Annotated in this window: 19 protein-coding genes and 1 riboswitch; of the genes, 14 read left to right on the top strand and 5 right to left on the bottom strand. The window is 72.2% G+C overall.

Features of this window, described 5'->3' with window-relative positions:
- Positions 1 to 120: 120 nt before the first annotated feature.
- On the bottom strand, positions 121 to 1,407 hold the full coding sequence (gene aceA, locus OG624_RS37940; protein ID WP_033216342.1) for an isocitrate lyase: 1,287 nt from the start codon (positions 1,405 to 1,407) through the stop codon (positions 121 to 123).
- A 386-nt stretch (positions 1,408 to 1,793) separates the two neighbouring features.
- Between aceA and OG624_RS37935 the strand changes: the two genes are divergently transcribed.
- The 6 genes from OG624_RS37935 to OG624_RS37910 all read left to right on the top strand — a co-directional run bounded on the left by OG624_RS37935 (position 1,794) and on the right by OG624_RS37910 (position 9,060).
- A complete protein-coding gene (locus OG624_RS37935) occupies positions 1,794 to 3,206 on the top strand; it encodes a short-chain fatty acyl-CoA regulator family protein (RefSeq protein WP_371640500.1) in 1,413 nt (470 codons plus the stop codon).
- An 83-nt stretch (positions 3,207 to 3,289) separates the two neighbouring features.
- Positions 3,290 to 3,460: riboswitch (cobalamin riboswitch) on the top strand.
- 186 nt (positions 3,461 to 3,646) lie between these two features.
- Complete coding sequence (locus tag OG624_RS37930) at positions 3,647 to 5,146, top strand: CoA-acylating methylmalonate-semialdehyde dehydrogenase (protein ID WP_371640499.1); 1,500 nt, start codon at positions 3,647 to 3,649, stop codon at positions 5,144 to 5,146.
- Entirely contained in the window at positions 5,143 to 6,297 is a 1,155-nt protein-coding gene (locus tag OG624_RS37925) for an acyl-CoA dehydrogenase family protein (protein ID WP_161292023.1), read from the top strand. The genes OG624_RS37930 and OG624_RS37925 overlap by 4 nt, the downstream gene beginning before the upstream one ends.
- The gene (locus OG624_RS37920; RefSeq protein ID WP_371594253.1) at positions 6,294 to 7,391 is read left to right on the top strand and encodes an enoyl-CoA hydratase/isomerase family protein; all 1,098 of its coding nucleotides are present in this window, start codon (positions 6,294 to 6,296) and stop codon (positions 7,389 to 7,391) included. Before OG624_RS37925 ends, OG624_RS37920 begins: the two co-directional genes overlap by 4 nt.
- On the top strand, positions 7,388 to 8,290 hold the full coding sequence (gene mmsB, locus OG624_RS37915; RefSeq protein ID WP_033216325.1) for a 3-hydroxyisobutyrate dehydrogenase: 903 nt from the start codon (positions 7,388 to 7,390) through the stop codon (positions 8,288 to 8,290). The genes OG624_RS37920 and mmsB overlap by 4 nt, the downstream gene beginning before the upstream one ends.
- Positions 8,287 to 9,060: an enoyl-CoA hydratase gene (locus tag OG624_RS37910; RefSeq protein WP_033216323.1), complete on the top strand. Its 774-nt coding sequence runs from the start codon at positions 8,287 to 8,289 to the stop codon at positions 9,058 to 9,060. The genes mmsB and OG624_RS37910 overlap by 4 nt, the downstream gene beginning before the upstream one ends.
- A gap of 72 nt (positions 9,061 to 9,132) precedes the next feature.
- Here the strand turns inward: OG624_RS37910 and OG624_RS37905 are convergent, their stop codons facing one another.
- The 3 genes from OG624_RS37905 to OG624_RS37895 are packed head-to-tail and all read right to left on the bottom strand — an operon-like array spanning position 9,133 to position 13,038.
- Entirely contained in the window at positions 9,133 to 11,199 is a 2,067-nt protein-coding gene (locus tag OG624_RS37905; protein WP_033216321.1) for an iron ABC transporter permease, read from the bottom strand.
- Positions 11,200 to 11,203: 4 nt separating this feature from the next.
- Positions 11,204 to 12,181 carry an iron-siderophore ABC transporter substrate-binding protein gene (locus OG624_RS37900; RefSeq protein ID WP_033216319.1) on the bottom strand — a complete coding sequence of 326 codons (978 nt, stop codon included), beginning with the start codon at positions 12,179 to 12,181 and terminating at the stop codon, positions 11,204 to 11,206.
- Positions 12,178 to 13,038: an ABC transporter ATP-binding protein gene (locus tag OG624_RS37895; RefSeq protein ID WP_371640497.1), complete on the bottom strand. Its 861-nt coding sequence runs from the start codon at positions 13,036 to 13,038 to the stop codon at positions 12,178 to 12,180. The genes OG624_RS37900 and OG624_RS37895 overlap by 4 nt, the downstream gene beginning before the upstream one ends.
- A 217-nt stretch (positions 13,039 to 13,255) precedes the next feature.
- Between OG624_RS37895 and OG624_RS37890 the strand changes: the two genes are divergently transcribed.
- From OG624_RS37890 to OG624_RS37855, 8 genes are all read left to right on the top strand, one after another.
- Positions 13,256 to 13,945 carry a response regulator transcription factor gene (locus OG624_RS37890; protein ID WP_033216315.1) on the top strand — a complete coding sequence of 230 codons (690 nt, stop codon included), beginning with the start codon at positions 13,256 to 13,258 and terminating at the stop codon, positions 13,943 to 13,945.
- Positions 13,942 to 15,318: a histidine kinase dimerization/phospho-acceptor domain-containing protein gene (locus OG624_RS37885; RefSeq protein ID WP_161291653.1), complete on the top strand. Its 1,377-nt coding sequence runs from the start codon at positions 13,942 to 13,944 to the stop codon at positions 15,316 to 15,318. The genes OG624_RS37890 and OG624_RS37885 overlap by 4 nt, the downstream gene beginning before the upstream one ends.
- A gap of 81 nt (positions 15,319 to 15,399) precedes the next feature.
- Positions 15,400 to 17,667, top strand: a complete 2,268-nt coding sequence (locus tag OG624_RS37880; protein WP_063733995.1) for an MMPL family transporter — start codon at positions 15,400 to 15,402, stop codon at positions 17,665 to 17,667.
- Positions 17,664 to 18,383, top strand: coding sequence for an LmeA family phospholipid-binding protein (locus OG624_RS37875; protein WP_371640495.1), 720 nt, complete (start codon positions 17,664 to 17,666; stop codon positions 18,381 to 18,383). The genes OG624_RS37880 and OG624_RS37875 overlap by 4 nt, the downstream gene beginning before the upstream one ends.
- A 126-nt stretch (positions 18,384 to 18,509) precedes the next feature.
- Positions 18,510 to 19,241 (top strand): TetR-like C-terminal domain-containing protein, encoded by a 732-nt coding sequence (locus tag OG624_RS37870; RefSeq protein WP_371640494.1) that lies wholly within the window; start codon positions 18,510 to 18,512, stop codon positions 19,239 to 19,241.
- Positions 19,242 to 19,280: 39 nt separating this feature from the next.
- Positions 19,281 to 20,432: an MAB_1171c family putative transporter gene (locus OG624_RS37865; protein ID WP_033216309.1), complete on the top strand. Its 1,152-nt coding sequence runs from the start codon at positions 19,281 to 19,283 to the stop codon at positions 20,430 to 20,432.
- 298 nt (positions 20,433 to 20,730) lie between these two features.
- Positions 20,731 to 21,195, top strand: a complete 465-nt coding sequence (locus OG624_RS37860; RefSeq protein WP_033216308.1) for a helix-turn-helix domain-containing protein — start codon at positions 20,731 to 20,733, stop codon at positions 21,193 to 21,195.
- Complete coding sequence (locus OG624_RS37855; protein WP_033216307.1) at positions 21,192 to 21,770, top strand: hypothetical protein; 579 nt, start codon at positions 21,192 to 21,194, stop codon at positions 21,768 to 21,770. Before OG624_RS37860 ends, OG624_RS37855 begins: the two co-directional genes overlap by 4 nt.
- Positions 21,771 to 21,780: 10 nt before the next feature.
- Here the strand turns inward: OG624_RS37855 and OG624_RS37850 are convergent, their stop codons facing one another.
- The gene (locus OG624_RS37850) at positions 21,781 to 25,185 is read right to left on the bottom strand and encodes an aminotransferase class I/II-fold pyridoxal phosphate-dependent enzyme (protein ID WP_051762853.1); all 3,405 of its coding nucleotides are present in this window, start codon (positions 25,183 to 25,185) and stop codon (positions 21,781 to 21,783) included.
- Between the last annotated feature and the right edge of the window lie 4 nt (positions 25,186 to 25,189).

The following is a 25,189-nucleotide window of genomic DNA, read 5'->3' as shown; positions in this document are numbered from 1 at the left end:
AGGCGGGGCGGGGGTGGGTGCCCGGGGGAGGTCCCTCGGGCACCCGTCGGAAGGGGCCGCCGGGCGGGCGGGGCCGACCGGTGGGCGGGGCCGGCGGGGCGGCTCACGCCCGTCGGTGGCTCAGTGGAACTGCTCTTCCTCGGTGGAACCGGCGAGCGCGGTGGTGGAGGAGGCCGGGTTGACGGCGGTGGAGACGAGGTCGAAGTAGCCGGTGCCGACCTCGCGCTGGTGCTTGACGGCGGTGAACCCCTGTGCCTGGGCGGCGAACTCGCGCTCCTGGAGGTCGACGTAGGCGGTCATGCCGTGCTCGGCGTAGCCGCGGGCGAGGTCGAACATGCCGTGGTTGAGGGAGTGGAAGCCGGCGAGGGTGATGAACTGGAAGCGGTAGCCCATCGCGCCGAGCTCCCGCTGGAACTTGGCGATCTGGTCGTCGTCCAGCGCGGCCTTCCAGTTGAAGGAGGGCGAGCAGTTGTAGGCCAGCATCTGGTCGGGGTACCGCGCGTGGATCGCCTCGGCGAACTCGCGGGCCTGGGCCAGGTCCGGGGTGCCGGTCTCGACCCAGATGAGGTCGGCGTACGGGGCGTAGGCGAGGCCGCGGGCGATGACCGGGGCCATGCCACCCCGGACGTGGTAAAAGCCTTCGGCGGTGCGCTCGCCGGTGCAGAACTCCGCGTCGCGCTCGTCGACGTCGCTGGTCAGGAGAGTGGCGGCGAGGGCGTCCGTACGGGCGATGATCAGGGTCGGGGTATCGGCGATGTCGGCCGCCAGGCGGGCCGCGTTGAGGGTACGGACGTGCTGCGCGGTCGGGACGAGGACCTTGCCGCCGAGGTGGCCGCACTTCTTCTCGGAGGCCAGCTGGTCCTCGTAGTGGATGCCGGCGGCGCCCGCCGCGATCATCGCCTTGGTGAGCTCGAAGGCGTTCAGCGGGCCGCCGAAGCCGGCCTCGGCGTCCGCGACGATCGGCGCGAGCCAGTCGGTCGTGTCGGTGCCGCCCTCGGCGGTGGCGATCTGGTCGGCGCGCAGCAGCGCGTTGTTGATCCGACGGACCACCTGGGGGACCGAGTTGACCGGGTAGAGGCTCTGGTCGGGGTAGGTGTGTCCGGCCTGGTTCGCGTCGGCGGCCACCTGCCAGCCGGAGAGGTAGATCGCCTGGAGTCCGGCGCGCACCTGCTGGACCGCCTGACCGCCGGTGAGGGCGCCGAGGGCGTGGATGTAGTCCTGCTCGTGGAGCTGTCGCCACAGCCGCTCGGCGCCGCGCCGGGCCAGGGTGTGCTCCTCGCGGACGCTGCCCGAGAGCCGCACCACGTCCTCGGCCGTGTAGGTGCGCTCGATGCCCGCCCAGCGAGGGTCGTCGGCCCACCGCTGCTTGAGCTGCTCGGCCGCCGCCGTCGTGTTCGCCTCTGCCATGACCGTCACCGTTTCCATCCGTCGCTGGTCTTGCCAATGAGTCGGACCGTGGGCCCGACGACTTGGCACTCTGTGCCTGTTAGGGAGCTGCGGCCGCCGAACCCGGCCCGGGGCCGAAGCTGAGCAATGCTGCCGAACCGCCGGGTCGAACCTCCTGGATGGCCGAAATCAGGGCGTGAATCGGGCCAGTCTGTTCTTCCCGGCCGCCGTGTCCGGCGGGCCGCTGCACCGACTCTGGCACTGACACCGAGTGCCATCAAGGAGGTACATCTGCCAAGGTCTGCGAATCTTCGGCATCGAAATTGCCAAGGTTGCGAAGGGATCGGTCGATGAAGATCCCCGTATTCTGACGTCGCGTGTCGGGCCCGGAACGGCGAGGGAGTGCGGTGAGCAAGACGTACGCGGGGGCGCGGTTGCGGCGGCTGCGCGAGGAGCGGCGGATGACCCAGGCCGACCTGGCCCGGGTGCTCGCCATCTCCCCCAGCTACCTCAACCAGATGGAGCACGACTCCCGGCCGCTCACCGTTCCGGTGCTGCTGCGGTTGACCGAGGCCTTCGGGGTGGATCCGGGCTTCTTCTCGGAGCGGGACACCAGCCGGCTGGTCGCCGACCTGCGCGAGGCGCTCGCGAACGAGGTGGCCGAGGCGCGTGTCTCCCCCTCCGACCTGGCCGAACTGGCCACCCGGATGCCCGCGGTCGCCTCGGTCCTGCTGGACCTGGGCCGGCGCAGCCAGCTGCTGGCCGAGCGTCTCGCCGACGCGGCCGACGGGCGGGACGTGGCCGCCGACAGCCCACGCTCGCCCCATGAGGAGATCCGCGAGTTCTTCTACCGCCGGCAGAACTACCTCCACGACACCGATCTCGCCGCCGAAGGCCTCGCCGCCGAGATCGGCATCCGCCCGGGGGACGTCATCCGCGCGCTGACCCGCCGGCTCGCCGAGCGGCACGGGATCCGGACGGCCACGGACTCCGACCGGCTGCACCACTACGACGCCACCGCCCGGGTGTTGCACCTGTCGAACCGCCTCCGGCCGGGACAGCAGGCGTTCCGGATGGCCACCCAGCTGGCGCTGATCGAGTACGGGGCCGAGCTGGACCGGCTGGCCGCCGAGGACTTCCCGCCCGGCTCCCCCGTCCACGGCCTCGCGCGGATCGGCATCGCCAACCACTTCGCGGGCGCGCTCATCCTCCCGTACCGCGCCTTCCACGCGGCCGCCGAGGAGTTCCGCTACGACATCGAGCGGCTCACCGACCACTTCGGGATCGGCTACGAGACGGTCTGCCACCGGTTGAGCACCTTGCAACGGCCCAGGCTGCGCGGGGTGCCCTTCTCCTTCGTGCGGGTGGACCGGGCCGGGAACATGTCCAAACGACAGTCGGCGACGGGATTCCATTTCTCCCGCGCGGGCGGCACCTGTCCCCTCTGGAACGTCTACGAGGCCTTCGCCGCGCCCGGCCGTATCCACGTCCAGGTGGCCGCCATGCCCGACGGACAGCGGTATCTGTGGACCACCCGGGCCGTCACCCGCCACCGCGGCGGCTGGGGGGAGCCGGGCAAGACCTTCGCGATCGGACTCGGCTGCGAAATCCGGCACGCCTCGCGCCTCGTGTACGCGGACGGGCTCGACCTCGACAACACGGCGGCGGCCACCCCCATCGGCATGGGCTGTCGGCTCTGCGAACGCCTCGACTGTCCGCAGCGGGCCGTGCCGCCGCTCGGCCGGGCGCTGGCCGTCGACGAGAACAGCAGCACCTTCGTCCCGTACCCGGTGACCGGGAACCCGGGCCCCACGACGTAGGGCTGAGGGGACGTCAGGCCGCGGACGCCGACCGAAGGCGCGCGGCGGCGGCTCTGGACTTACTAGGACGTCCAACTATATGTTCGTGGCACAAGGTCCGCGGTGCAGGGAAGCCGGTGAGAAACCGGCACGGTCCCGCCACTGTGACCGGGGAGTGTGCTGCCATCCACACGCCACTGACGAGCTTCGTCGGGAAGGCGGGCGGCACGCGGGGATCCGGGAGTCAGGATACCGGCCGCGGATGTTCCGTGTTGTCCACGAGGATGGAGCAGACACGCATGGCACCGGTTTGTACCCACGACCCTGGTGATCCGGCGGAGCGCGCGCACATGTCCGCACGCTCGTAGTCCCACGGCCTTCCCCAGCGGCGCACCCCATCGGGTGCCGTCCGCCGGTCAGCCGTGCCATCCCCGGATCCCACCTGACGAGAGCAGGCAACCATGGTCCGTGAACTCACCCATTTCATCGGCGGCAAACACACCACCGGATCCTCCGGTCTCTTCACCGACGTGTACGACCCCAACACGGGCGCCGTCCAGGCCCGGGTCCCGCTCGCGGGGCGCGCCGACACCGAGGCCGCCGTCGCGAACGCCGTGGAGGCGCAGGCCGACTGGGGGCAGTGGAACCCGCAGCGTCGCGCCCGCGTCCTGTTGCGCTTCCTCCAGCTGGTCGAGGCCGAACGTGACGCGCTGGCCCGGCTGTTGTCCTCCGAGCACGGCAAGACCGTCGCCGACGCCCATGGTGACCTGCAACGCGGCCTGGAGGTGGTCGAGTTCGCCGCCGGTGTCCCCCACCTGCTGAAGGGCGAGTTCACCGACAACGCGGGCGGCGGGATCGACGTGCACTCCCTGCGCTCACCGCTGGGCGTGGTCGCCGGGATCACCCCCTTCAACTTTCCCGCGATGATCCCCCTGTGGCAGGCCGCACCTGCCCTGGCCTGCGGAAACTCCTTCATCCTGAAGCCTTCCGAGCGGGACCCCTCCGTACCGCTGCGCCTCGCCGAGCTGTTCCTGGAGGCCGGCCTGCCGCCCGGTGTGCTCAATGTGGTCAACGGCGGGAAGGAAGCCGTCGACACCCTGCTGGAGGACCCGCGCGTGCAGGCCCTCGGCTTCGTCGGCTCCACCCCGATCGCCGCCCACATCTACGCGACCGCCGCGGCCCACGGCAAGCGCGCCCAGTGCTTCGGCGGCGCCAAGAACCACATGATCGTGATGCCCGACGCCGACCTCGACCAGGCCGTGGAGGCCCTCATCGGCGCCGGCTACGGCTCCGCGGGCGAGCGCTGCATGGCCATCGCCGTCGCCGTCCCCGTCGGCGAGGAGACCGCGAACGCGCTGGTGGCGAAGTTGAAGGAGCGGATCGCCACCCTGCGGGTGGGTCGCTCCGACGATCCGGAGGCCGACTTCGGGCCGTTGGTCAGCCGCGACGCCCTCGACCGGGTGAACCGCTACGTCGACATCGGCGCCACCGAGGGCGCCGAACTCGTCGTGGACGGACGCGGGTTCACCCTGCCCGGGCACGAGAACGGCTTCTTCGCCGGAGCCACCCTCTTCGACCGCGTGACCCCGCAGATGCGGATCCACCGCGAGGAGATCTTCGGCCCGGTCCTGTCCGTCGTACGGGCCGCCGACTACGAGGAGGCCCTGCGCCTGCCCACCGAGCACCCGTACGGCAACGGTGTCGCGATCTTCACCCGCGACGGCGACACGGCGCGCGACTTCACCCGCCGGGTGGGCGCCGGCATGGTCGGCGTCAACGTGCCGATCCCCGTCCCCGTGGCGTACCACACCTTCGGCGGCTGGAAGCGGTCCGGCTTCGGCGACCTGAACCAGCACGGCCCCGACTCGATCCGCTTCTACACCCGGACCAAGACCGTCACCTCGCGCTGGCCCTCCGGGGCCAAGGAGACCGCGAGCTTCACCATCCCGACGATGGGATGAGCCCGGTGACCACCACCCTCACCCCCGATCAGCTCGCCCTCGCCGAGGTCACCCTCGACTTCGCCCAGGAGCAGCTCGGCCCGAACGCCGTCGCCTGGGACCAGGACAAGCACTTCCCGCTGGACGTGATCCGCAAGGCGGCGGACCTCGGGCTCGGCGGCGTCTACGTCCGCGAGGAGCACGGCGGTTCCGGCCTCTCCCGGGCCGACGGCGTGCTCGTCTTCGAGACCCTCGCCACCGGCTGCCCCTCCATCGCCGGATACCTCTCCATCCACAACATGGTCGCCTGGATGATCGACCGGTACGGGGACGCGGACCAGCGGGCCCGCTGGCTCCCCGACCTGTGCGCCGCCCGGTCGCTGGGCAGCTACTGCCTGACCGAACCCGGCGCCGGCTCCGACGCGGCCGCCCTGCGCACCCGGGCCCGACGCACCGACGACGGCTACGTACTGACCGGGGTCAAGCAGTTCATCTCCGGCGCGGGCGCCTCGGAGGTCTACATCGTCATGGCACGTACGGGCGGGGAGGGTTCGGGCGGCATCTCCGCGTTCGTCGTCGAACGCGGCGACCCCGGGGTCTCCTTCGGCCCGAACGAGCGCAAGATGGGCTGGAACGCCCAGCCCACCCGCCAGGTGATCCTCGACGGGGTCCGCGTCCCCGCCGACCGGCGGCTCGGCGCCGAGGGCGACGGCTTCCGCATCGCCATGAACGGCCTCAACGGCGGCCGCCTCGGCATCGCCGCCTGCTCACTGGGCGGCGCGCAGAGCGCGCTGGACCGCAGCCTCGTGTACCTGGCCGACCGGGAAGCCTTCGGGGCCCGGTTGTCGCAGGCCCAGGCCCTGCAGTTCCGGCTCGCCGACATGGCCACCGAGCTGGCCGCGGCACGCGCCCTGGTCCGTCAGGCCGCCGACGCCTTGGACCGGGGCGACCCGCTGGCCCCGCAACTGTGCGCGATGGCCAAGCGGTTTGCCACGGACACCGGGTACACGGTGGCCGACCGGGCCCTCCAGCTCCACGGGGGCTACGGCTACTTGAGCGAGTACGGCATCGAAAAGATCGTCCGCGACCTTCGGGTCCACCAGATCCTGGAAGGCACCAACGAGGTCATGCGCATCATCGTCGCCCGCGGGCTCACGGAGGCCCTGCGATGAACCACGACTCCCCCGGGAACCACACCCGGGACCACGTGCTCCTGCGGACCGAGGGCCGCACCGCCTACATCACCCTCAACCGCCCCCAGGCACTCAACGCCCTCAGCCACTCCATGGTGCTGCGACTCGACGAGGCGCTCGCCCGCTGGCAGGACGACCCGGACGTCACGGCCGTCGTCATCGATGGCGCCGGCGAACGGGGCCTGTGCGCGGGCGGTGACATCCGCGCGATCTACGAGGACGCCCGCACGGGCGGCACCGCCTCGGCCGACTTCTGGCGCGACGAGTACCGGCTCAACGCCCGCATCGCCCGCTACCCCAAGCCGTACGTCGCCCTCATGGACGGCATCGTCATGGGTGGCGGCGTCGGGATCTCGGCCCACGGCACCGTGCGGATCGTCACCGAACGCTCCCGCGTGGCCATGCCCGAGACCGGCATCGGCTTCGTCCCCGACGTCGGCGGCACCTACCTGCTGGCGCTCGCGCCCGGCGAGCTGGGCACCCACCTGGCCCTGACGGGGGCACCGGCCGGTGCGGCGGACGCGCTGCTGTGCGGGCTCGCCGACCACTTCGTGCCCTCGGAGCTGCTGCCGCGGCTGGCCGCGGACCTGGCGGGTGACCCCGTGCACGAGGTGCTGGAACGGTACGTCGCACCCGCGCCCGCGCCCGCCGGCACGCTCGCCGAGGACCGTGAGTGGATCGACCACTGCTACGCGCCGGACACGGTGGAGGACATCCTGGAGCGCCTGCTGCGCAGCGACGCGCCGGCGGCGAAGGAGGCCGCCGCGACGCTCCGCTCCAAGTCGCCCACGGCGCTCAAGGTGACCCTGGCCGCCCTGCGCCGGGTGCGTGCGCTCGGCCCGCTGGAGAAGGCTCTGGAGCAGGAGTACCGGATCTCCTGCGCGGCGCTCTCCTCCCCCGACCTGGTGGAGGGGATCCGCGCCCAGGTCGTCGACAAGGACCGCAGCCCTCGGTGGTCGCCGCCCTCCCTGGCGGAGGTGACCCCGGCGGACGTGGAACGGTTCTTCGCCCCGCTCGGCACACACGAACTGGGGCTGGCCCCCGCCCACGCGACGTCGGAGGTGCCCTGGTGAGTACGACCGTGGCGTTCATCGGACTGGGCCACATGGGTGGCCCGATGGCGGCCAACCTCGTCCGGGCCGGACATCGCGTCCTCGGCTTCGACCTGGTGCCGGAACTGCTGGCCGACGCCGCGGCGACGGGGGTGGAGCCGGCGGCCTCGGCCATCGCCGCGGCCGCCGACGCCGACGTGGTGATCACCATGCTGCCGGCGGGTGGGCACGTCCTCGCCCTGTACCGGGAGGGCGGGCTGCTCGGCGCCGCGCGGCCCGGCACCTTGTTCGTCGACTGCTCGACCATCGACGTGGCCGACGCGCGGGCGGCGCACCAGGCCGCGGGCGCGGCCGGTCACCGGTCCCTCGACGCGCCCGTCTCGGGCGGGGTGGTCGGTGCGCGGGCGGCGAGCCTCACCTTCATGGCGGGCGGCGGCGCCGAGGAGTTCGCGGCGGCCGAGCCGCTGCTCGGCGCGATGGGCAGGAAGGCCGTGCACTGCGGGACGGCGGGCGCCGGACAGGCCGCGAAGATCTGCAACAACATGATCCTCGCCGTCTCGATGATCGGGGTGAGCGAGGCCTTCGTCCTCGCGGAGAGCCTCGGCCTGGACCATCAGGCCCTCTACGACGTGGCCTCCACCGCCTCCGGCCAGTGCTGGGCCCTCACCGTCAACTGCCCGGTCCCCGGACCGGTTCCGGGCAGCCCCGCCAACCGTGACTACCTGCCCGGCTTCGCCGCGCCCCTCATGGCCAAGGACCTCGCCCTGGCGGCGAACGCCCTGCGGGCCGGCGGGGTGGAGGCACCGCTCGGCCTGAAAGCCGCCGAACTGTACGCCGACTTCGCCGCGGGCGAGGGCGCCGGCCTCGACTTCTCGGCGATCGTCCACACCCTGCGACCCAGGAACGGAACACCCGCATGACCTACGAAACGATCCTGCTGGAGCGCAAGGGGCGCGTGGCCGTCCTCACCCTCCACCGGCCCGAAGCCCTCAACGCCCTCAACCTCCAGGTGATGACCGAGGTGGTGGCCGCGGCGGAGGAGCTGGACCGGGACCCCGAGGTCGGCTGCATCGTGCTGACCGGCTCCGCGAAGGCCTTCGCGGCGGGCGCCGACATCAAGGAGATGCGGCCGCAGGGCTACATGGACATGTACCTGTCCGACTGGTTCACGGCGTGGGACCGCCTCGGCCAGGTCCGTACGCCCACCCTCGCGGCGGTCTCCGGCTACGCCCTGGGCGGCGGCTGCGAGCTCGCGATGCTGTGCGACATCCTGCTCGCCTCGGACACCGCGAAGTTCGGGCAGCCCGAGATCAAGCTCGGGGTGATCCCGGGGATCGGCGGTTCCCAGCGGCTCACCCGGGCCGTCGGCAAGGCCAAGGCCATGGAACTGTGCCTGACCGGGCGCACCATGGACGCCGTCGAGGCCGAACGGGCCGGGCTGGTCTCCCGGATCGTCCCGGCCGACGAGCTGCTGTCCGAGGCGCTCGCGGTCGCCGAGACCGTCGCCGGGATGTCGAAGCCGGTGGCGATGATGGCCAAGGAGGCCGTGAACCGGGCCTTCGAGACCACCCTCACCGAGGGCGTCCGCTTCGAACGTCGGCTGTTCCACGCGGTCTTCGCCACGGCCGACCAGAAGGAGGGCATGTCCGCCTTCGTCGACAAGCGCCCGCCCCGCTTCGGCCACAACTGAGGCAAGCGCGAAGGCCGGGTACGGCGCTGTTCCGCGCGCCGTACCCGGCCGTCGGCCGACTCCCGGTGCCACCTAGCGTCGGCTGCGTACGAGCAGGTGGAGGAAGTACGGCGTGCCGATCACCGCGGTCATCAGGCCGGCGCCGAGCTGGGCCGGGGCGATCACGGTGCGGCCCACCAGGTCCGCCGTACAGACGAGGACGGCGCCGAGGAGCACCGCGACCGGGACCACCCGGTGGTGCTGCCGACCCACGAGCGCGCGGGCCGCGTGCGGTGCGACGAGCCCCACGAAGCCGATCGTGCCGGCGGCGGCCACGGCGGTGGCGCTGAGCAGGACGCCGAGCAGGAGGAAGCCGAAGCGGCTGCCGCCCAGGCTCAGTCCGAGCAGCCTCGGGGTGTCCTCGTCGAGCGACACGAGGTCGAGTTCGGTGCGCCGGGCGACCGCGACGACCAGGCCCACGACGAGCACGATCGCGAGCGGCACCACGTCCGGAAGGGTCCGGCCGTAGGTGGACCCGGAGAGCCAGGTGAGCGCCTTCGTGGCGTTGAACGGGTCGGTGAGGATGATGAGGAGGCTGACGAGGGCGGCCGAGGCGGTCGCGACGCCGAAGCCGACCAGGACCAGTCGGTTCTGCTGGAACCCGCCGCGTGCGGCCAGCCCGAAGACGATGACGGAGCTGAGGGCGGCGCCCGCGAACGCGGCGCCGGCCACGCTCCAGGATCCGGCCAGGGGCACGGTCGTCACGAGGAGCACCGCGCCCAGCGCCGCGCCGCCGGAGACGCCCAGGATGCCCGGTTCGGCGAGCGGGTTGCGGGTCACGGCCTGGACCAGGGTGCCGGCCAGGGCGAGCGCGGCGCCGGCGAGGAGGGCGGCCACGACGCGGGGCACACGGGTGTCGAGGACGAAGGTGGTCGTCCGGCCGGCCCGTCCCTGGGCCCAGTTCAGGACGTCGCCGAGCAGCAGTTTGCTGTCGCCCACCAGCACGGCGGCGACGATCACGCCGACCAGGACGGCCACCAGGACCGCCGTGGTGACGAGGAAGACGGTCCGGCTCCTGATCCGCAGCCGGTCGACGGCGGCGGCTGTGGCGGTGTCCTTGACCCGGATGGCCATGACGATCAGGAAGACGGCGCCGACCAGGCTGGTGACCACGCCGGTGGGCACGGCGACCGCCACATCGGTGCGTACGACGGCGCGCAGCAGGACGTCGGAGCCGAGCACGAGGGCCGCACCGGTGAGACCCGCGACCGGCAGGCTCGCGCGGTTACGGGTGAACCCGCGGAACCTGCGGGCGAGCGGGCGGACCAGGGCGGGGGCACACATCCCGACGAAGCCGACGGGGCCGGCGAGCGTGACGGCGGCCGTGGAGAGCAGGGCGGCGAGTACGACGGCGGTGACCCGGGTGGACCGGACGGGGACGCCGAGGCCGCGGGCGGCGTCGTCGCCGAGGGCCAGGGCGTCGACGCGGCGGGCGAGGAGCAGCAGTCCGACGAGGCCCACGAGGCCGATCGGTGCCATCTGCAGGACCCCGTCGAAGCCGTGTTGGGCGATGCTGCCCTGGTTCCACCGGAAGATGCCCGCGGTCTGCTGGGGGAACAGCAGGAGCAGGCCCTCGGTGATGGCGGAGAGGCCGAGGGTCAGGGCGCTGCCCGCGAGGACGAGCCGGACGGTGCCGGCGCCGAGGCCGGACAGTCCGAGGACGACGGCCGCCGCGGCGAGGCCGCCGACGAAGGCGACGCCGGAGGAGGCCAACAGCGGGAGCGAGGCCCCAGTGACGGCGAGGAGACCGAGGCCGAAGTAGGAGCCGGCGTTGACGGCGAGGGTGTCGGGCGAGGCGAGGACGTTGCGGCTGACCGCCTGGAGGGCGGCGCCCGCCATGCCGAGGACGGCGCCGACGAACAGGCCCGCGACCATTCTCGGGAGCCGGGAGGCGATGACGACGGACGCGTCGCCCGGGTCGGCCCGGCCGGTGAGCGCCCGCCACACCTCGGGCACGCCGACGGAGGCCGTGCCCTGGGTGATGTCCACGGCCGCGAGGCCGGCGACGAGGAGGACCAGCGCGGCCGTCACCGCGGCCGCTCCCGTCCGGGACGTGATCGACGACGGACGGGTGGCGGCAGTGGGTGCGGTGACGGCCATGGTGCTACTTCGTCAGTGCGGCGACGACGGAGTCGATGTACTTGTTCATCGACTCGGGACCGCCGAACATCCAGATGCCGTCGGGCAGTCGGTTGACGTTGCCCTTCTGCACGAACGGGAGCGAGGTCCACACCTTGTCCTGCGCGAGGACACCGGCGAACGGGTTGCTGTCCTTGTCGCCGTCGTTGCCGATGTAGGCGAACTCCACGTCACCGAGCTTGGTGAGGCCCTCGACGTCGCTGGTGGCCAGGCCGTAGGCCTCGTCACCCTGGACCGTCCAGGCGTTCTTCAGGCCGAGCTTCTCGTTGACCCCGCCGATGAGCGAACCGCTGGTGTAGGGGCGGATCGAGACCTGGTTGGAGATGACGTAGCCGTCGGCGAAGGCGTACGCGGCGCCGCCCTTGCCGGCGTCGGCGAGGGCCTTCTTGCCCTGGTCCAGCTTCGCCTGGAAGCCCTGCTTGAGCTTGTCGGACTGCGCGGTGGTGCCGGTGGCCTGGGCGATGAGGTCCAGGTTCTTGGTCATCTGCCCGATCGGGTCGGCGGCGTCGCCGGGGCGCACCTCGAGGACCGGGGCGACCTTGCGCAGCTGCTGCAGGGCGGCCGGCGGCAGGTCGGAGGTGGCGATGACGAGGTCGGGCTTGAGCGAGGCGATGGTGTCCATGCTGGGCTCGCCGCGCGTGCCGATGTCCTTGGGCTCGCCCTTCAGCGGGACGGCTGTGTTCCAGGTCTTGTAGCCGGCGACGTCGGCGACGCCGACCGGGTCGACACCCAGCGAGACCAGGCTCTCGACGACGTTCCACTCGGTGCCGACGACCTTCTTGGCGGGGCCCGCGAGCTCCACCTTCGCGCCCGAGGCGTCGGTGAGGGTGATGGGCGCGGCGGTCTTCTTCGCGTCGTCGGCGGCGGGCTCGGTGGTCCCGCAAGCGGTCAGGGTGACGGCCGCGACGGTGGCGGCGGCCACGGTGAGGAGGAGTCGTCTCATGAGGTGGTACTGAGCCTTTCGGTACGCAAGTGGTGTCGGCCTATCGCGCGGGTGCGCAACTGGCCTGTCCGGAAATCGGTTTCGACGTCGATGCGGATGCCGTAGGTGTCGGTCAGCCGCTCGGGGGTGAGGACGTCTTCGGGCCCGCCGTCGGCGATGACGCGTCCCGCGTGGAGCAGGACGATCCGGTCGGCCACGGCGGCGGCCTGGTCGAGGTCGTGCAGTACGGCGCCCACGGCGATCCTGTGGTCGTCCGCCAGGTCGCGCATGAGGTCGAGGAGTTCGACCTGGTAGCGCAGGTCCAGGTAGGTCGTCGGTTCGTCGAGGAGGAGCACGCCCGTCTCCTGGGCGAGGCAGCCGGCCAGCCAGACGCGCTGGAGCTGTCCGCCGGAGAGGTGCTCGGCGCCGCGTTCGGCGAGTTCCTCGACGCCCGTGAGGGCGAGCGCGCGGTCGACCGCGGCCCGGCCGCCCGGATCGTCCCGGCCCCAGCGTCCGCGGTAGGGGTAGCGGCCGAATTCGACGAGGTCCCGTACCGTCAGTCCGCTCGGGGTGGGGCGCCCCTGTGTCAGGAGGGCGACACGGCGGGAGAACTCACGGGGGCTCAGCGCGAAGCCGTCGGCGTCCCCGTCGATGACGAGGGTGCCGGTCCGTGGCCGCTGCAGCCTGGCTATCGTGCGCAGCATGGTGGACTTGCCGCTGCCGTTCGGTCCCACCAGGACGGTCACTTCGCCGGGTCGCAGCGTCATGGAGGCGTCGTGGACGACGTCGACGCCGTCGTACGCCACGGTGACGCCCTGGGCGGTGAGTTCATGACCCTGGGGACGCGTGGCCCCGGCGGTCTCTTCAGCTGCTTGCACGACGGTTAGGTTAGCCTAACCTCAGAGCATGGCAAGCACTTTCCCTCAAGCGATCGCAAGAGCGAGAACCAGCCATCTACGCACTTCGGGCATATCGCTTCGACGCGGAGTGCGGTAGGCGCATTGTTCGGGGAATGTACGGATGACGGCGCGCCCACCGGAGGGGCCGGTCGCCGCGGTTAGCATCGATGCTGCCAACCGCGGCTGAAAGGCAGTGATGACGGAGTCCAGGGGCCTCGTGCTGGTCGTCGAGGACGAGCGCCACATCTCCGACGTGCAGCGCCTCTACCTGACCCGCGAGGGCTTCGGCGTCCACGTCGAGGCCGACGGGAGGGCCGGCCTCGCGGCCGCGCGGCGCCTGCACCCGGTGGCGATCGTCCTGGACATCGGCCTGCCCGGCATGGACGGCATCGCCTTCTGCCGCGCCCTGCGGGACGCGGGCGACTGGACACCGGTCCTGCTCGTCACCGCACGCGGCGAGGAGGCCGATCGGATCCTGGGCCTCGAACTCGGCGCGGACGACTATCTGACCAAGCCGTTCTCCCCGCGCGAACTGGTCGCCCGGGTCAAGACCGTACTGCGCCGGGCGGCGGGCCCACCCGGACCCCCGCCCGAGAACACCGGCGGCCGGCTCAGCGTGGACCCGGTCAGCCGCACCGTACGCCGCGACGGCGAACCGGTAGAGCTCACCGCCACCGAGTTCAACCTGCTCCACCACCTCCTCCAGCACGCGGGCCAGGTCTTCACCCGCGAGCAACTGCTCGCCCAGGTGTGGGGGTACGCCCGCTACCGCGACACCCGCATGGTCGACGTGTTCGTCTCACAGGTACGCGCCAAGCTCGGCGACGCGAGCCCGATCCGGACGGTCCGCGGCGTCGGGTACAGCGCGACGGCCCCCGGCCCGTGAACCACTCCCGCCCCAGCTCCCTCGCCCGCAAGATCGTGGTGCTGACCACCCTCGTGGCGGCGCTCGCGGTCGCCCTCACCGGCCTGATCGCCTGGCAGACCGCCGCCCACGGCGCCGAACAGCGCGAACGCGACCAGCTGACGCGCCAGGCGACGGTGCTCAGCCGACTGCCGGCCGTGTCCGAGGCGCTCTTCACCGGCGCCCAGGTGCTGGCCGGACCGAACGAGGTGCAGCTCGCGGTCATCGCCCAGGACGGCACCGTGAGCGGAACCGCCGGCCCGGCCCTCGACAGGACGTCCAAATCGGCCCTGCTGGCGGGGAATCCCGTCTCCACCACCGGCATCCTCGGCGGCCAGGAGGTACTGCTGGTGGGGCGGCCCGGCGTGCGCGGCGGCGCCGTCGTACTGACCGAGCCGTACTCCGTCGTCACCGAGAACACGAACCGGATCCGCCGCAACGTGATCGTGCCGCTGGTCTTCGGCATGCTCGGCGCCGCTCTGGCCGGAGCGCTCCTGGCCCGCAGGATCGCCCGTCCGCTCGTGACGGCCGCGCAGATCGCGCACCGACTCGCCGACGGCGAACGCGGCGTACCGGCCCCGGTCGACGGCCCCCGGGAGACCGCGGACATCGGGCGCGCCCTCAACGTCCTGGATCGGGCGCTGGCCCACAGCGAGAACCGCCAGCGGGAGTTCCTGCTCTCCGTCTCCCACGATCTACGCACCCCGCTGACCGCGCTCCAGGGGTACGCCGAGGCACTCGCCGACGGCCTGATCGAGCCGGAGCGGGTGCCCGAGGTCGGCGGCATCCTGGCCGACGAGACCCGCCGCCTGGACCGGTTCCTCGGCGACCTGTTGGACCTGGCCCGGCTGGAGGCCGACGACTTCCGCCTGGACGTGGCCCCGGCCGACCTCCGCGCGCTGCTCTCCGAGGCCGCCGCCTTCTGGAGCGGCCTCTGCGCACGCCACGGCGTCGATCTCCGGCTCGAACGGCCGGACCGCCCCGTCGTCGTCGCGACCGACGCCTTCCGGGTCCGGCAACTGCTCGACGGTCTGGTACAGAACGCGCTGCGCGTCACCCCCGAGGGCGCGCCGCTGGTCCTCGCCGTCCGCCCGGCCGCCACGGGCGGCGGGGCGGAACTGCAGGTCCGCGACGGCGGACCCGGCCTCACCGACGACGACGTACGCATCGCCTTCGACCACGGCGCGCTCCACGAGCGCTACCGGGGCACCCGCCCGGTCGGCAGCGGCCTGGGGCTGGCCATCGCCCACCGCCTGACCGGCCGGCTCGGCGCCGGCATCCGCGTCGAGGGGCACGGTCCGGAGGGCGGCGCCTGCTTCACCGTCACCCTCCCGTCGTCGCCCGCCCCCCGCTGAGCCCGCCGCGACGGCGGCTCCCTTACATTCCCCGAACAATGCGCCCACGGACCCCTTACACGCACCGCGCACTGTGTCCCCATGAACATCGAATCGACCCGGCGGCCGGGGCTCCTCCACCGGAGCGGGCGCTGGTGCGCCCGGCACGCCTGGCGCGTCGTCGCCCTGTGGGTACTGGCACTGGTCGGCCTCGGGCTCGCCAACCACACCTGGGGCGGCACCTACGCGGACAGCTTCTCCCTCCCCGGGACCAGTACCCAGACCGGCGCCGACCTGCTGACGGCCCACACGGCCGGTGCCGGCGGCACGGCCTCCGCCCTCGTGATCACCTCCGACGAGGGGCCGGTCACCGATCACCGGGCGGCGATCGACGCGGCCGTCGCCAACCTGGGCCGGCTCCCGAACGTCCTGTCGGTGGCCGACCCGTTCACCACCCCCGGGGCGGTCTCCGCGGAGGGCGGAACCGCCCAGGTGACCGTCCGCTTCGACGGCAACCCGGCGAGCTTCGACCCTTCCTACCTCACCGAGGTGGACACCGCCGTCGAACCGCTGCGCGCCGACGACGTCACCGTCGAGTACGGGGCTCCGCTCGGCCAGCTGGCCACCCCCAAGTCCGCCGACCGCGCCTCGGAGGCGATCGGGCTGGCCGTCGCCGTGCTGGTGCTGCTGATCGGTTTCGGCAGCGTCGCCGCCACCGGCCTGCCCCTGGTGACGGCCGTGATCGGGCTGTCCGTGAGCCTGGCCGGACTGGGAGTGCTCGCCGGGCACTTCAGCTTCGCCCAGGCGGCCCCGACCCTGGCCGCGATGATGGGCCTCGGCGTCGGCATCGACTACGCCCTCTTCCTCGCCACCCGCTACCGGGCCCTGCTGCACGCCGGAGCCGACCCCGCCGAGGCGGTCGGCCGTACGGTCGCCACCAGCGGCCGGGCCGTGCTGGTCGCCGCCGCCACGGTGGCCATGGCCCTGTGCGGGTTGTGCGCCTCCGGCGTGGGCTTCATCGGTGCCCTCGGCGTCGCCGCCGGACTCAGTGTCCTCGTGGCCGCCGCCGCGTCGGTGACGCTGACCCCCGCCCTGCTGGGTCTGCTCGGCCGCCGGATCGACCGCCTCCACGTCCGCGAGCCGGTCGCCGAACCCTCCGGCGAGGCGGACGTCTGGCACCGCTGGGCCGTCCGGGTGAGCCGCCGCCCCTGGCTCTTCCTGGTCAGCGGCCTGCTCGTACTCGGCGTCCTCGCGGTCCCGCTCGCGTCCATGCGCCTCGGACACGTCGATGCCGGCGCCCAGTCCACCAGCCGGACCGACCGTCGGGCCTACGACCTGATCACCGAGGACTTCGGCCCCGGTGCCAACGGCCCGCTCACCGTGGTCACCCATCTCGACAGTCGGCACGCCGAGAGCGAGAGCCTGCGCCAGGGCCTCGCGGCCTCGCTGCGGCGCGAGCTGGCCGCCGTACCGGGCGTCGCCTCCGTCACTCCCCCGGTGCCCAGCCCCGACCGCGCCCTGCTCATCACCACGGTCGTGCCCACCACCGGCCCGCAGGACGCGGCCACCGCGGACCTGATCCACACCCTGCGGGACGAGACGGTGCCCCGGACGCTGTCGGGCACCGGAGCCACCGGCTACCTCACCGGTACGACCGCCGCCGCGCAGACCTTCACCGACACCCTGACCGCCAAGCTGCCCCTGATCATCGCCGTGGTCGTCGCCGCCGCGTTCCTGCTGCTGCTCACCGTCTTCCGCAGCCCGCTGGTGGCGCTGAAGGCCGCCGTGCTCAACCTCTTCTCCATCGCCGCCGCCTACGGCGTGGTCGTCGCGGTCTTCCAATGGGGCTGGGGCGGCGCACTGTTCGGCATCACCGAGAAGGTGCCCGTCGAGTCCTACGTACCCATGATGATGTTCGCGATCGTCTTCGGGCTCTCCATGGACTACGAGGTGTTCCTGCTCTCCCGGATCCGCGAGGTCTGGCTGCAGTCCGAGGACAACCACCTGGCGGTCGCCACCGGCCTCGCCGCCACCGCCCGTGTCATCACCTGCGCGGCACTGATCATGACCAGCGTCTTCCTCGCCTTCCTGCTCTCCACGAACGTCGCCGTCAAGATGCTCGCGCTGGGCCTGGGGGTCAGCGTCATCATCGACGCCACCGTGGTCCGCCTGCTGCTGGTACCCGCGTCCATGTACCTCTTCGGGCGCGCCAACTGGTGGCTCCCGGGCTGGTTGGACCGGTTCCTTCCGCACCTCGACCCGGAGGGCCCCGCCGACGCGCCCGAGCCCCCTGCCGCGCCCGGTCCCGATGCCGCGTCCGATCCCGGTACCTCCCCCGATCTCGCGCCCGCCCGAGGAGAACGGCGATGAAGCACGCCCTGACGAAGACCCGGGCGGTCCTGCGCCGGCACCTCGTCCTCACGGTCACGGCCACCGTGTTGCTGCTCGCCGTCGTCGCCACCGGCGCGGCCGAGTACACGGTCCGCGGTGTCATCCACGGCCGCGTGCTGAAGGCGGCTCCCGGCCTCGGCGACGACGTGGCGGTCGGTGTCGCCGGTGGCTGGGCCCTGTGGGACCTGGCGCACGAGAGCATCCCCCGGCTCGACATCAGCAGTGACGACGCCCAGGTCGGGCGGCTCTCCCAGGTCCGCGTCCGGGCGCGGCTGGACGACGTCCGCCTCGGCGGGACGACCACCGTCGCCGGCACCCATGCCGAGGTGACGGTCTCCACGCAGTCGCTCGCCGGCGCGATCCGTGCCGCCGTACCGTCCGTGGTGGTGGCCGCGGTCACCACCGACCCGGCGCGGGGGACGGTACTCGCGGACGTCGGCCCGGGCGGCCTCGGGCGGTTGACGCTGCGTCCGGTGCTCGCGGACGGCAAGGTCACCCTCGCCGTCGACGGGCTCACCCTGTTCGGCCGCTCCGTCCCCACCGACCGGCTCGGGATCGCCGCCGGCGGCCTCGGCCCGCAGGCGGGCGCTCCGAAGGAGTACCCGCTCGGGCTCGCCGCGACCTCCGCCGAGGTCCGTCCGGACGGTCTGCACGTCGCTCTGACGGGCGGCCCGAGCACCCTGTCCGACACCTGACGCCCGCCGCCGACCGGATTCGCCCGGAACGTTCCGTACCCGCCCGATGGCCGGATCACAGTGCATGACCGGGGCGTTCGAGCGACCGTTCGTACAGCCCCAGTTGGCGGCGGGTACGGTTCCGGCATGGATGTTTCCGCAATCAGTTCGATCGAGGACGACGACATCACCCCGGCGGTGGTGATCAAGGACATCGCACGTCAGCAGCTGGTGGAGCTGGGCGCCGCGGCGCTGTCCCTCGATACCGTGGCGCGTGCCGGCGGCTTTCCCCTCGCCGATGTCGAAGCCGTCTTCCCGCACCGCGACGCTCTGCTGACCGCGCTGGTCATCGACGCCTACGACGCGTCCGGCGAGGTGATGGAACAGGCCGACGGCGCGGCCACGAAGGCCGGCGCGTCCGGGGGCGCCCGGCTCCTCGCGGTCACCCGGGCGCTCCGGCGGTGGTCCTTCGACAACCCCGGCGAGTTCACCCTGATCTACGGCTCGCCCGTACCCGGCTACCACGCCCCGCAGGACACGGTCCCGTCGGCCTCGCGCACCCCCGCGGTCCTGGCCGGCATCGTGCGCGCCGCGCTGGAGGCCGGTGAACTCACCCCGCCCCGGCGGCCGGTGCCGGGTCCGCCGCTGCTCCTGCCGGAGGCCCTGCAGCTCTTCGGCGGCGCGCCCGAGGCTCCGTTCTCGGACATCGTCGAGCGCGGCATCGTCCTGTGGAGCAATCTGATCGGCCTCCTGGTGTTCCAGGTCTTCAGCCGTACCCACGACAGCGTTCGGGACGAAGCCGCGTTCTTCGACTACGCCATCGCCGTGGCCGCCGAGAGCATCGGCTTCGATGTCCCCCCGGCCGAGCACACCGACTGACCGTCCGTCGCCCGCGCGGCACCGGCAGAAAACCAGGACGTGAACACCACCAGAACCCTCTGCTTCGTCATAGCGTCGCTCTCGTCGTACGCGGCGCTCGTCTACCGGCTGTGCCAGGCGCGGCGCAGTTGGAAGGACGGCGCGTACCGAACACTGATCGCCACGCTGCTGCTCCAGTGCCTCACCTTCACCATGGGGGCGTTGGCCATGGGGGGTGCGCCCCTCCTGGGAGTCGGCAACCTCGCCGTGCTCCTCATGCACCTGTCGGCGGTCGCCTTCTGTGTCAGCGCGCAGATCATCCTGCTGCGGTGGGCCGCCGCGGACGAGGAGGCCGTACGCAAGACCCGCTACTGGCTGATCACCGGAATCGTCCTCGACGTGCTGCTGGCGGCCCTGTTCTTCCTCGCCGACGGCACCGGTCGGCCGGCCTCGGACTTCGACGGCACGAGCGAGCCGCTGCTGCTCACGTATCTCCTGGCGTTCATCGTCTCCCAGGCGATCCCGTGCGTCACGATCTACCTCCAGTGCGGTCCGTACGCGCGGATGACGGACAACGCCTCGCTGCGCCAGGCCCTGCGGCTGCTCTCGGTCACGGCCGTGGTCCTGTTCCTCTACTGCCTGGCCCGGACCGTCAACATCCTCACGGCGGCGTTCGGGGTCGACATCGGCGTCTGGAAGGTCGCCGCCTCGGTCTTCAGCGCCGCGGGCATCGTGATGCTCTCGCTCAGCCTGACCAACTCCTCCTGGGGCCCGGTCGCGACCCGGCTGCTGGAGTGGGCTCGTACGTACCGGTCGTACCGGGCGCTCTACCCGCTCTGGCGGGACCTGTACGAGTCCTCCCCGGACATCGCCCTGGAGCCGCCCGGCGCCACGGTGTCCGACCTCGACTACCGGCTGCACCGGCGGGTCGTCGAAATACGGGACGGGTGGCGGGACTTGCGTCCGTACATCGACCGGACGACCGGTGAGGGTCACGATCCGGCCAAGGAGGCGAGCGCGGAATCCCGGCAGGCCTTCACCGAAGCCACACAGATCAAGCGCGCCTTGCAGGCAAAACTGACCGACACGGTCCCGCAGAACAACAAGGACGCGGGCGACTTCGACGACCGCGATACGAGCAACTTCGCGGCAGAGCTGGCATGGCTCACCCAAGTGGCAGCCGCCTACAGTAAGCTCGACAAGGCGAGTTGAGAACTCCCGCCCGGTTTGCATCCCCCGTCAAACCGGGCGGGTATCCCGTTTCCCCCGCTGTTGTGCGGCCGGACGGGTGGCTCCCGCCCGGACTGGCCCGGCCCATCCCCCGAGGGCCGGGCCAGTCCGATGCCACCGGCGACCAACTGTGCGTCCCCCGTGAGCGCAAGTTAGCTGCCAGCTATCGGCCGGACCCCACGTTCGCCGAGTCCTGGTCAATTGTCAACTGACCGCTAATCTGTGAAACTGGCGTATAGCTGAGAGCTATGCCGAGGAGGCGACGGGAGGATGGGTCACCATGACCGGGATCGAGAAGGACGCCGAGAACGGGAGTGAGGAACGCCCCCTGCTCGCGACGCGCCTGGACGACCTCTTCCGAACGGTCCGCCCCAAGGGCAAGCACTGGACCAACGCCGAGGTCGCGGACGAGCTGAAGCGGGTGAACCCCGAACTCAAGGTCGGCGGTGTGTACCTGTCGCAGCTGCGCACGGGGAAGCGCTCCAACCCCTCACCGGACCTGCTGTCGGCGCTGGCCAAGTTCTTCGGGGTCTCGGTCGCCTACTTCTTCGACGACAAGGTCGCCGAGTCCGTGCTCGGGGAGCTCGCCGCCATCGAGGCGCTGCGGCAGTCCGGCGTACGCGCCGTGGCGATGCGGGCGGCCGGCATGAAGAAGGAGAACCTCCAGGCCATCACGGCCATCATGGACCAGTACCGGCAGATGCAGGGCCTGCCGCCCGTCGCCGACCCCTCCGACTCGCCATGAGGGGCGCCCGCAAGGAGCGGGCGGCCGATCACGAGCGCCGCAGCCGGCTCAAGAAGCTCCGGAAGGCCGGCGCGCAGCGGATCGCCGAACTGGACCTGCCGACGGCGACCGACGTGGCCGAGCTCTGCCGCCACCTCGGCGAGGTGCGCGACCGTCCGATCACGTTGGTCCCGATGCAGATGCCCTCGTCGCATCCGTGCGGCATGTGGGTGGCCGCTCGCGACGAGGACCTCATCTTCTACGACGCCAACACCACCGGCGCGCATCAGGAGCACATCATCTTGCACGAGCTGGGCCACATCATCTGTTGCCATCGCGGGGCAGGTGGGCTGGACGAGGCGGCGGCGCGCCTCCTCTTCCCCAACCTCGACCCCCAACTCGTCCGTGACATGCTCCTGCGCGCGACCTACGACGACGTCCAGGAGCAGGAGGCGGAGATCATCGCCTACCTCCTGTCCCAGCGGCTCGGCGACGCCGAGCGGCGGCACGCCACGGCGCCGGCCGCGGCGGCGGACGAGGACGGCAACCCCGCCAAGAGCGCCACGCTCAGCCGCATCGAACGCACCCTGATCTGAGATGGATCACTTAACGTCCGGCAGCCGCTACCTCTTCGGCCAGGATCGACACGGCCCGTCGGATGTCCTCCTCGCGGTGCTCGCTGGTGACGAAGAAGCGCAGGCGCGACTGCCCCTCCTCCACGGCGGGGTGGAAGATCGGGTCCGCGACGACGCCACGGGCGAACAACCCGTTCGCGACGTGCAGGGTCTTCGCCGAGTCGCCGAGGACGCACGGCACGATGGGGGTGCCGGCGCTGGAGCCCGTCGCCAGTCCGGCCGCGGTGGCCAACCCGAGGAAGAGTTCGGAGTTCCGCTTCAGCGCGCGCACCCGCTCGGGCTGCGCGGTGAGCAGTTCGGTGGCGGCCAGCGCCGCGGCCGCGTTGGCCGGGGTCAGGCCGACGCTGTAGACGAAGCCGGGGAGCGTGTGGCGCAGCCAGCGCACCATCCGGGCCGAGCCGCCGAGGTAACCGCCGCAGCTGGCGAAGGCCTTGGAGAGGGTGCCCATCCACAGGTCCACGTCGGATCGGTCGACGTCGAAGAACTCGCCGACGCCCCGGCCTCGTTCGCCGACGGTGCCGATGCTGTGGGCCTCGTCGATCATGAGCAGGGCGCCGTAGCGCTTCTTCAGCTCGATCACGGCGGGCAGGTCGACGAGGTCGCCGTCCATGCTGTAGGCACCCTCGACGGCGATCAGCACCCGTCGGAACCGGGACCTGTTGAGCCGGAGCATGTGTTCCAGCTGCCCCATGTCGTTGTGGGCGAAGGGGCGTCGCGCCGCTCCGGACAGGGCGCAGCCCTGGAGGATGCTGTCGTGGGCGAGGGCGTCGTGCACCACGAGGTCCTCGGGGCCGACGAGGTGCCCGATCGTGGTGACGTTGGTGGCGTGCCCGCTGACCAGGGCCAGGCAGTCGCCGACGCCGAGGAAGTCCGCGAGTGCCCGCTCCAGCCGGACGGTCAGGTCCCGTTCACCGGAGAGGACGCGGCTGGCGGAGACCGAGGTGCCGTACCGGTCCACCGCCCGGTGCACGGCTTCGTCGACGGCCGGATGGCCGGAGAGCCCGAGGTAGTTGTAGCTGCCGAAGGACAGCAGGGTGCGGCCGGCGATGACGGTCGTGTCGCGGATGTTGCCCTGGTGGACCCGGAAGTACGGGTTCTCCGCACCGCCGTCGGTGATCCCGTCGAGGCGCCGCTCGAACTCACCGACCTCCGGGAACTCGTCGATGACGGCCGTGCCGGCGGCCCATGTGGAGCGCTCCTGCCGGGGGGCCGGTGCGGCGGGGGCCGGCGTCGGCGCGTGGTGCGGGGTGGTTCCGGGCCCGCTGTCCGGATCGGTGTCCGGATCGACGAGTTCGATCAGCCGGCCGATGGTGAGTTCGGGCGAGAACAGCTCCTCGTGCCGGAAGCCCGGTATCCGCTTGGCGATGTTGACTTCGAGCTCCTGCAGCATGAGGGAGTCGAATCCGAGATCGGTCACCAGGGTCAGGTGCCCGCTCAGCTCGGAGAGCGGGAAGACACCGGTCCGCGAGACCTCTTCGAGCACGAGGGACACGGTGGACGCGGAGGGCACGGCGACCGTGGCGGTGCCGGTGGGCGCGCCGCCGGGGCGTGGCCTGGCGGCTGCCGCGGGTATCGGCTCGGCGGGATCCCCGACCTCGCGCGCCGATTCGTCCACGACCCAGTGGTGACGCGGGGACAGCGGGCTCGGTGGCAGGGTGCACGGGGGCGTGCGCACCGTCACGGGCGGCCGGGGCGGCGGGGCGTGCTCGGTGTACTGCGCGAGCTCGTCCGTACGTCCGGCGGCGAGGGCGGCGGCCGCCGCTGTCAGCCGGGCTGTCGCGTCGGCGACGTCCCGCGCCACCACGGTGAGATGGTGCGTGAGGGGCGTGCGGCGGGCGAGGGTGTCCGCCACCACGGCCGGCGAGGGCCGGTCCTCGGCGAGGGTGTCCGCGAGCTCGCGGGCGTAGCGGGCCAGTCCGTCCCGGTCACGGGCGCTGAGGGCCAGTACGTGCGGTCCGTGGTCCGGGTCGGCGGGCACTGCCGGTTCGGCCGGCGGTGTGGTGCACTCCTCCACCACCAGGTGGACGCCGGTACCGCCGAAGCCGAAGGCGCTCACTCCCGCCCGGCGTGGCCCGGCGCGGTCGGGCCACGGTGTCGGGGTGGTCGCCACGGTGAGTCGAGCGGCGTCGAGCGCGGAGCGATCGGCCAGGTCGCACTCCGGCTGCGGGGGTATCACGCCCCGCTGCACGGCCAGGACCGACTTGATGAGCCCGGCGATCCCCGCGGAGTTCAGCGAGTGACCGACCACCGCCTTCACGGCGCCGAGGTAGGCGGGTTCGGGGCGCTCTCCGCGCAGTTCGCGCAGGACACCGAGTTCGACGGGGTCCCCGACCGTGGTCCCGGTGCCGTGCGCCTCCAGATAGCCCACCGCGTCCGGGGCGAGGCCCGCGTCCCGGTAGGCCCGGCGCAGTGTGCGGAGCTGACCGGCCGCCTGGGGGTGCATCCCGCCCTGTACGGTCCCGTCGTTGGCCGTTCCCACGCCTCGGATCACCGCGTAGACCCGGTCGCCCGCCGCCAGGGCGTCGGTCAGGGGGCGCAGCACCAGGACTCCCGCGCCCTCGCCCAGGACGAACCCGTCGGCCTTCGCGCCGAAGGGCAGGCAGCGGCCGCTGCGCGAGATGGCGCCGATCCGGCACAGCCCGACCAACAGGTCCGGGGTGAGGACGAGTTGTGCGCCGCCCGCGAGGGCGATGCGGGTGCGACCGGCGCGCAGCGCGTGCACGGCGTTGGCCACGGCCATGAGACCGCCCGAGCAGGCCGAGTCCAGGGCGTAGCTCTCGCCGTGCAGGTCGAAGACGGAGCTGATGGTGTTGGGCCCCATGTTGAGCAGGAGGCCTGCCACGGACGTGCCGTTGAGCCCGTGCACGGCCCGGACCGCGTCCGGCAGGCCGGGGTGGGCGAGCCGGGCCCCGAACTCACCACCGGCCAGTTGGCGCATCCGGATCTGCAGGGTGCTGAGTTCGCGGTAGCCGCCCTCGGTGAGCGCGGTGATCACCGAGGTCTCCTCGCGGTCGAAGCCGTCGGCCTCCCACCCCGCGTCCTGGACGGCCTCGCGGGCGAGGTCGATCAGCAGCCGGGCCTGGGGGTCCATCGCTCGGGCCCGCCGCGGCGGGATGCCGTAGTGGGCCGCGTCGAAGTGGCCCACGTCCGGCAACAGCGCCATGGTGTCCGTGTACGCCGACGAGGCGTCACGCAGGCTCTCGCCGAGGAAGGTCGCGGTGCGCCAGCGCGAGTCCGGAATCACCCCGAACTGGGCCTGTGGGGCCGTCAGGAGCCGCCAGTACTCGTTGACATTGCGCGCTCCCGGGAATCGGCACGCCATCCCCACGACGGCGATGTCCACTCGCCGTGGCCCGGGGTCCTCCATATGGTCCATCCCT

Origin of the sequence: Streptomyces virginiae (genome assembly GCF_041432505.1) — a bacterium.
Taxonomy (GTDB): Bacteria; Actinomycetota; Actinomycetes; order Streptomycetales; family Streptomycetaceae; genus Streptomyces; species Streptomyces virginiae_A.
The sequence above is the reverse complement of the archived record's forward strand: the minus strand, read 5'-3'. Positions and strand labels throughout refer to the sequence as shown.

What these genes read in the sequence shown, in the direction of transcription:
- aceA (WP_033216342.1), bottom strand. Translation starts at nt 1,407, where the DNA reads ATGGCAGAGGCGAACACGACGGCGGCGGCCGAGCAGCTCAAGCAGCGG.
- OG624_RS37930 (WP_371640499.1), top strand. Translation starts at nt 3,647, where the DNA reads ATGGTCCGTGAACTCACCCATTTCATCGGCGGCAAACACACCACCGGA.
- OG624_RS37925 (WP_161292023.1), top strand. Translation starts at nt 5,143, where the DNA reads ATGAGCCCGGTGACCACCACCCTCACCCCCGATCAGCTCGCCCTCGCC.
- OG624_RS37920 (WP_371594253.1), top strand. Translation starts at nt 6,294, where the DNA reads ATGAACCACGACTCCCCCGGGAACCACACCCGGGACCACGTGCTCCTG.
- OG624_RS37910 (WP_033216323.1), top strand. Translation starts at nt 8,287, where the DNA reads ATGACCTACGAAACGATCCTGCTGGAGCGCAAGGGGCGCGTGGCCGTC.
- OG624_RS37905 (WP_033216321.1), bottom strand. Translation starts at nt 11,199, where the DNA reads ATGGCCGTCACCGCACCCACTGCCGCCACCCGTCCGTCGTCGATCACG.
- OG624_RS37900 (WP_033216319.1), bottom strand. Translation starts at nt 12,181, where the DNA reads ATGAGACGACTCCTCCTCACCGTGGCCGCCGCCACCGTCGCGGCCGTC.
- OG624_RS37890 (WP_033216315.1), top strand. Translation starts at nt 13,256, where the DNA reads ATGACGGAGTCCAGGGGCCTCGTGCTGGTCGTCGAGGACGAGCGCCAC.
- OG624_RS37880 (WP_063733995.1), top strand. Translation starts at nt 15,400, where the DNA reads ATGAACATCGAATCGACCCGGCGGCCGGGGCTCCTCCACCGGAGCGGG.
- OG624_RS37875 (WP_371640495.1), top strand. Translation starts at nt 17,664, where the DNA reads ATGAAGCACGCCCTGACGAAGACCCGGGCGGTCCTGCGCCGGCACCTC.
- OG624_RS37870 (WP_371640494.1), top strand. Translation starts at nt 18,510, where the DNA reads ATGGATGTTTCCGCAATCAGTTCGATCGAGGACGACGACATCACCCCG.
- OG624_RS37860 (WP_033216308.1), top strand. Translation starts at nt 20,731, where the DNA reads ATGACCGGGATCGAGAAGGACGCCGAGAACGGGAGTGAGGAACGCCCC.
- OG624_RS37855 (WP_033216307.1), top strand. Translation starts at nt 21,192, where the DNA reads ATGAGGGGCGCCCGCAAGGAGCGGGCGGCCGATCACGAGCGCCGCAGC.
- OG624_RS37850 (WP_051762853.1), bottom strand. Translation starts at nt 25,185, where the DNA reads ATGGACCATATGGAGGACCCCGGGCCACGGCGAGTGGACATCGCCGTC.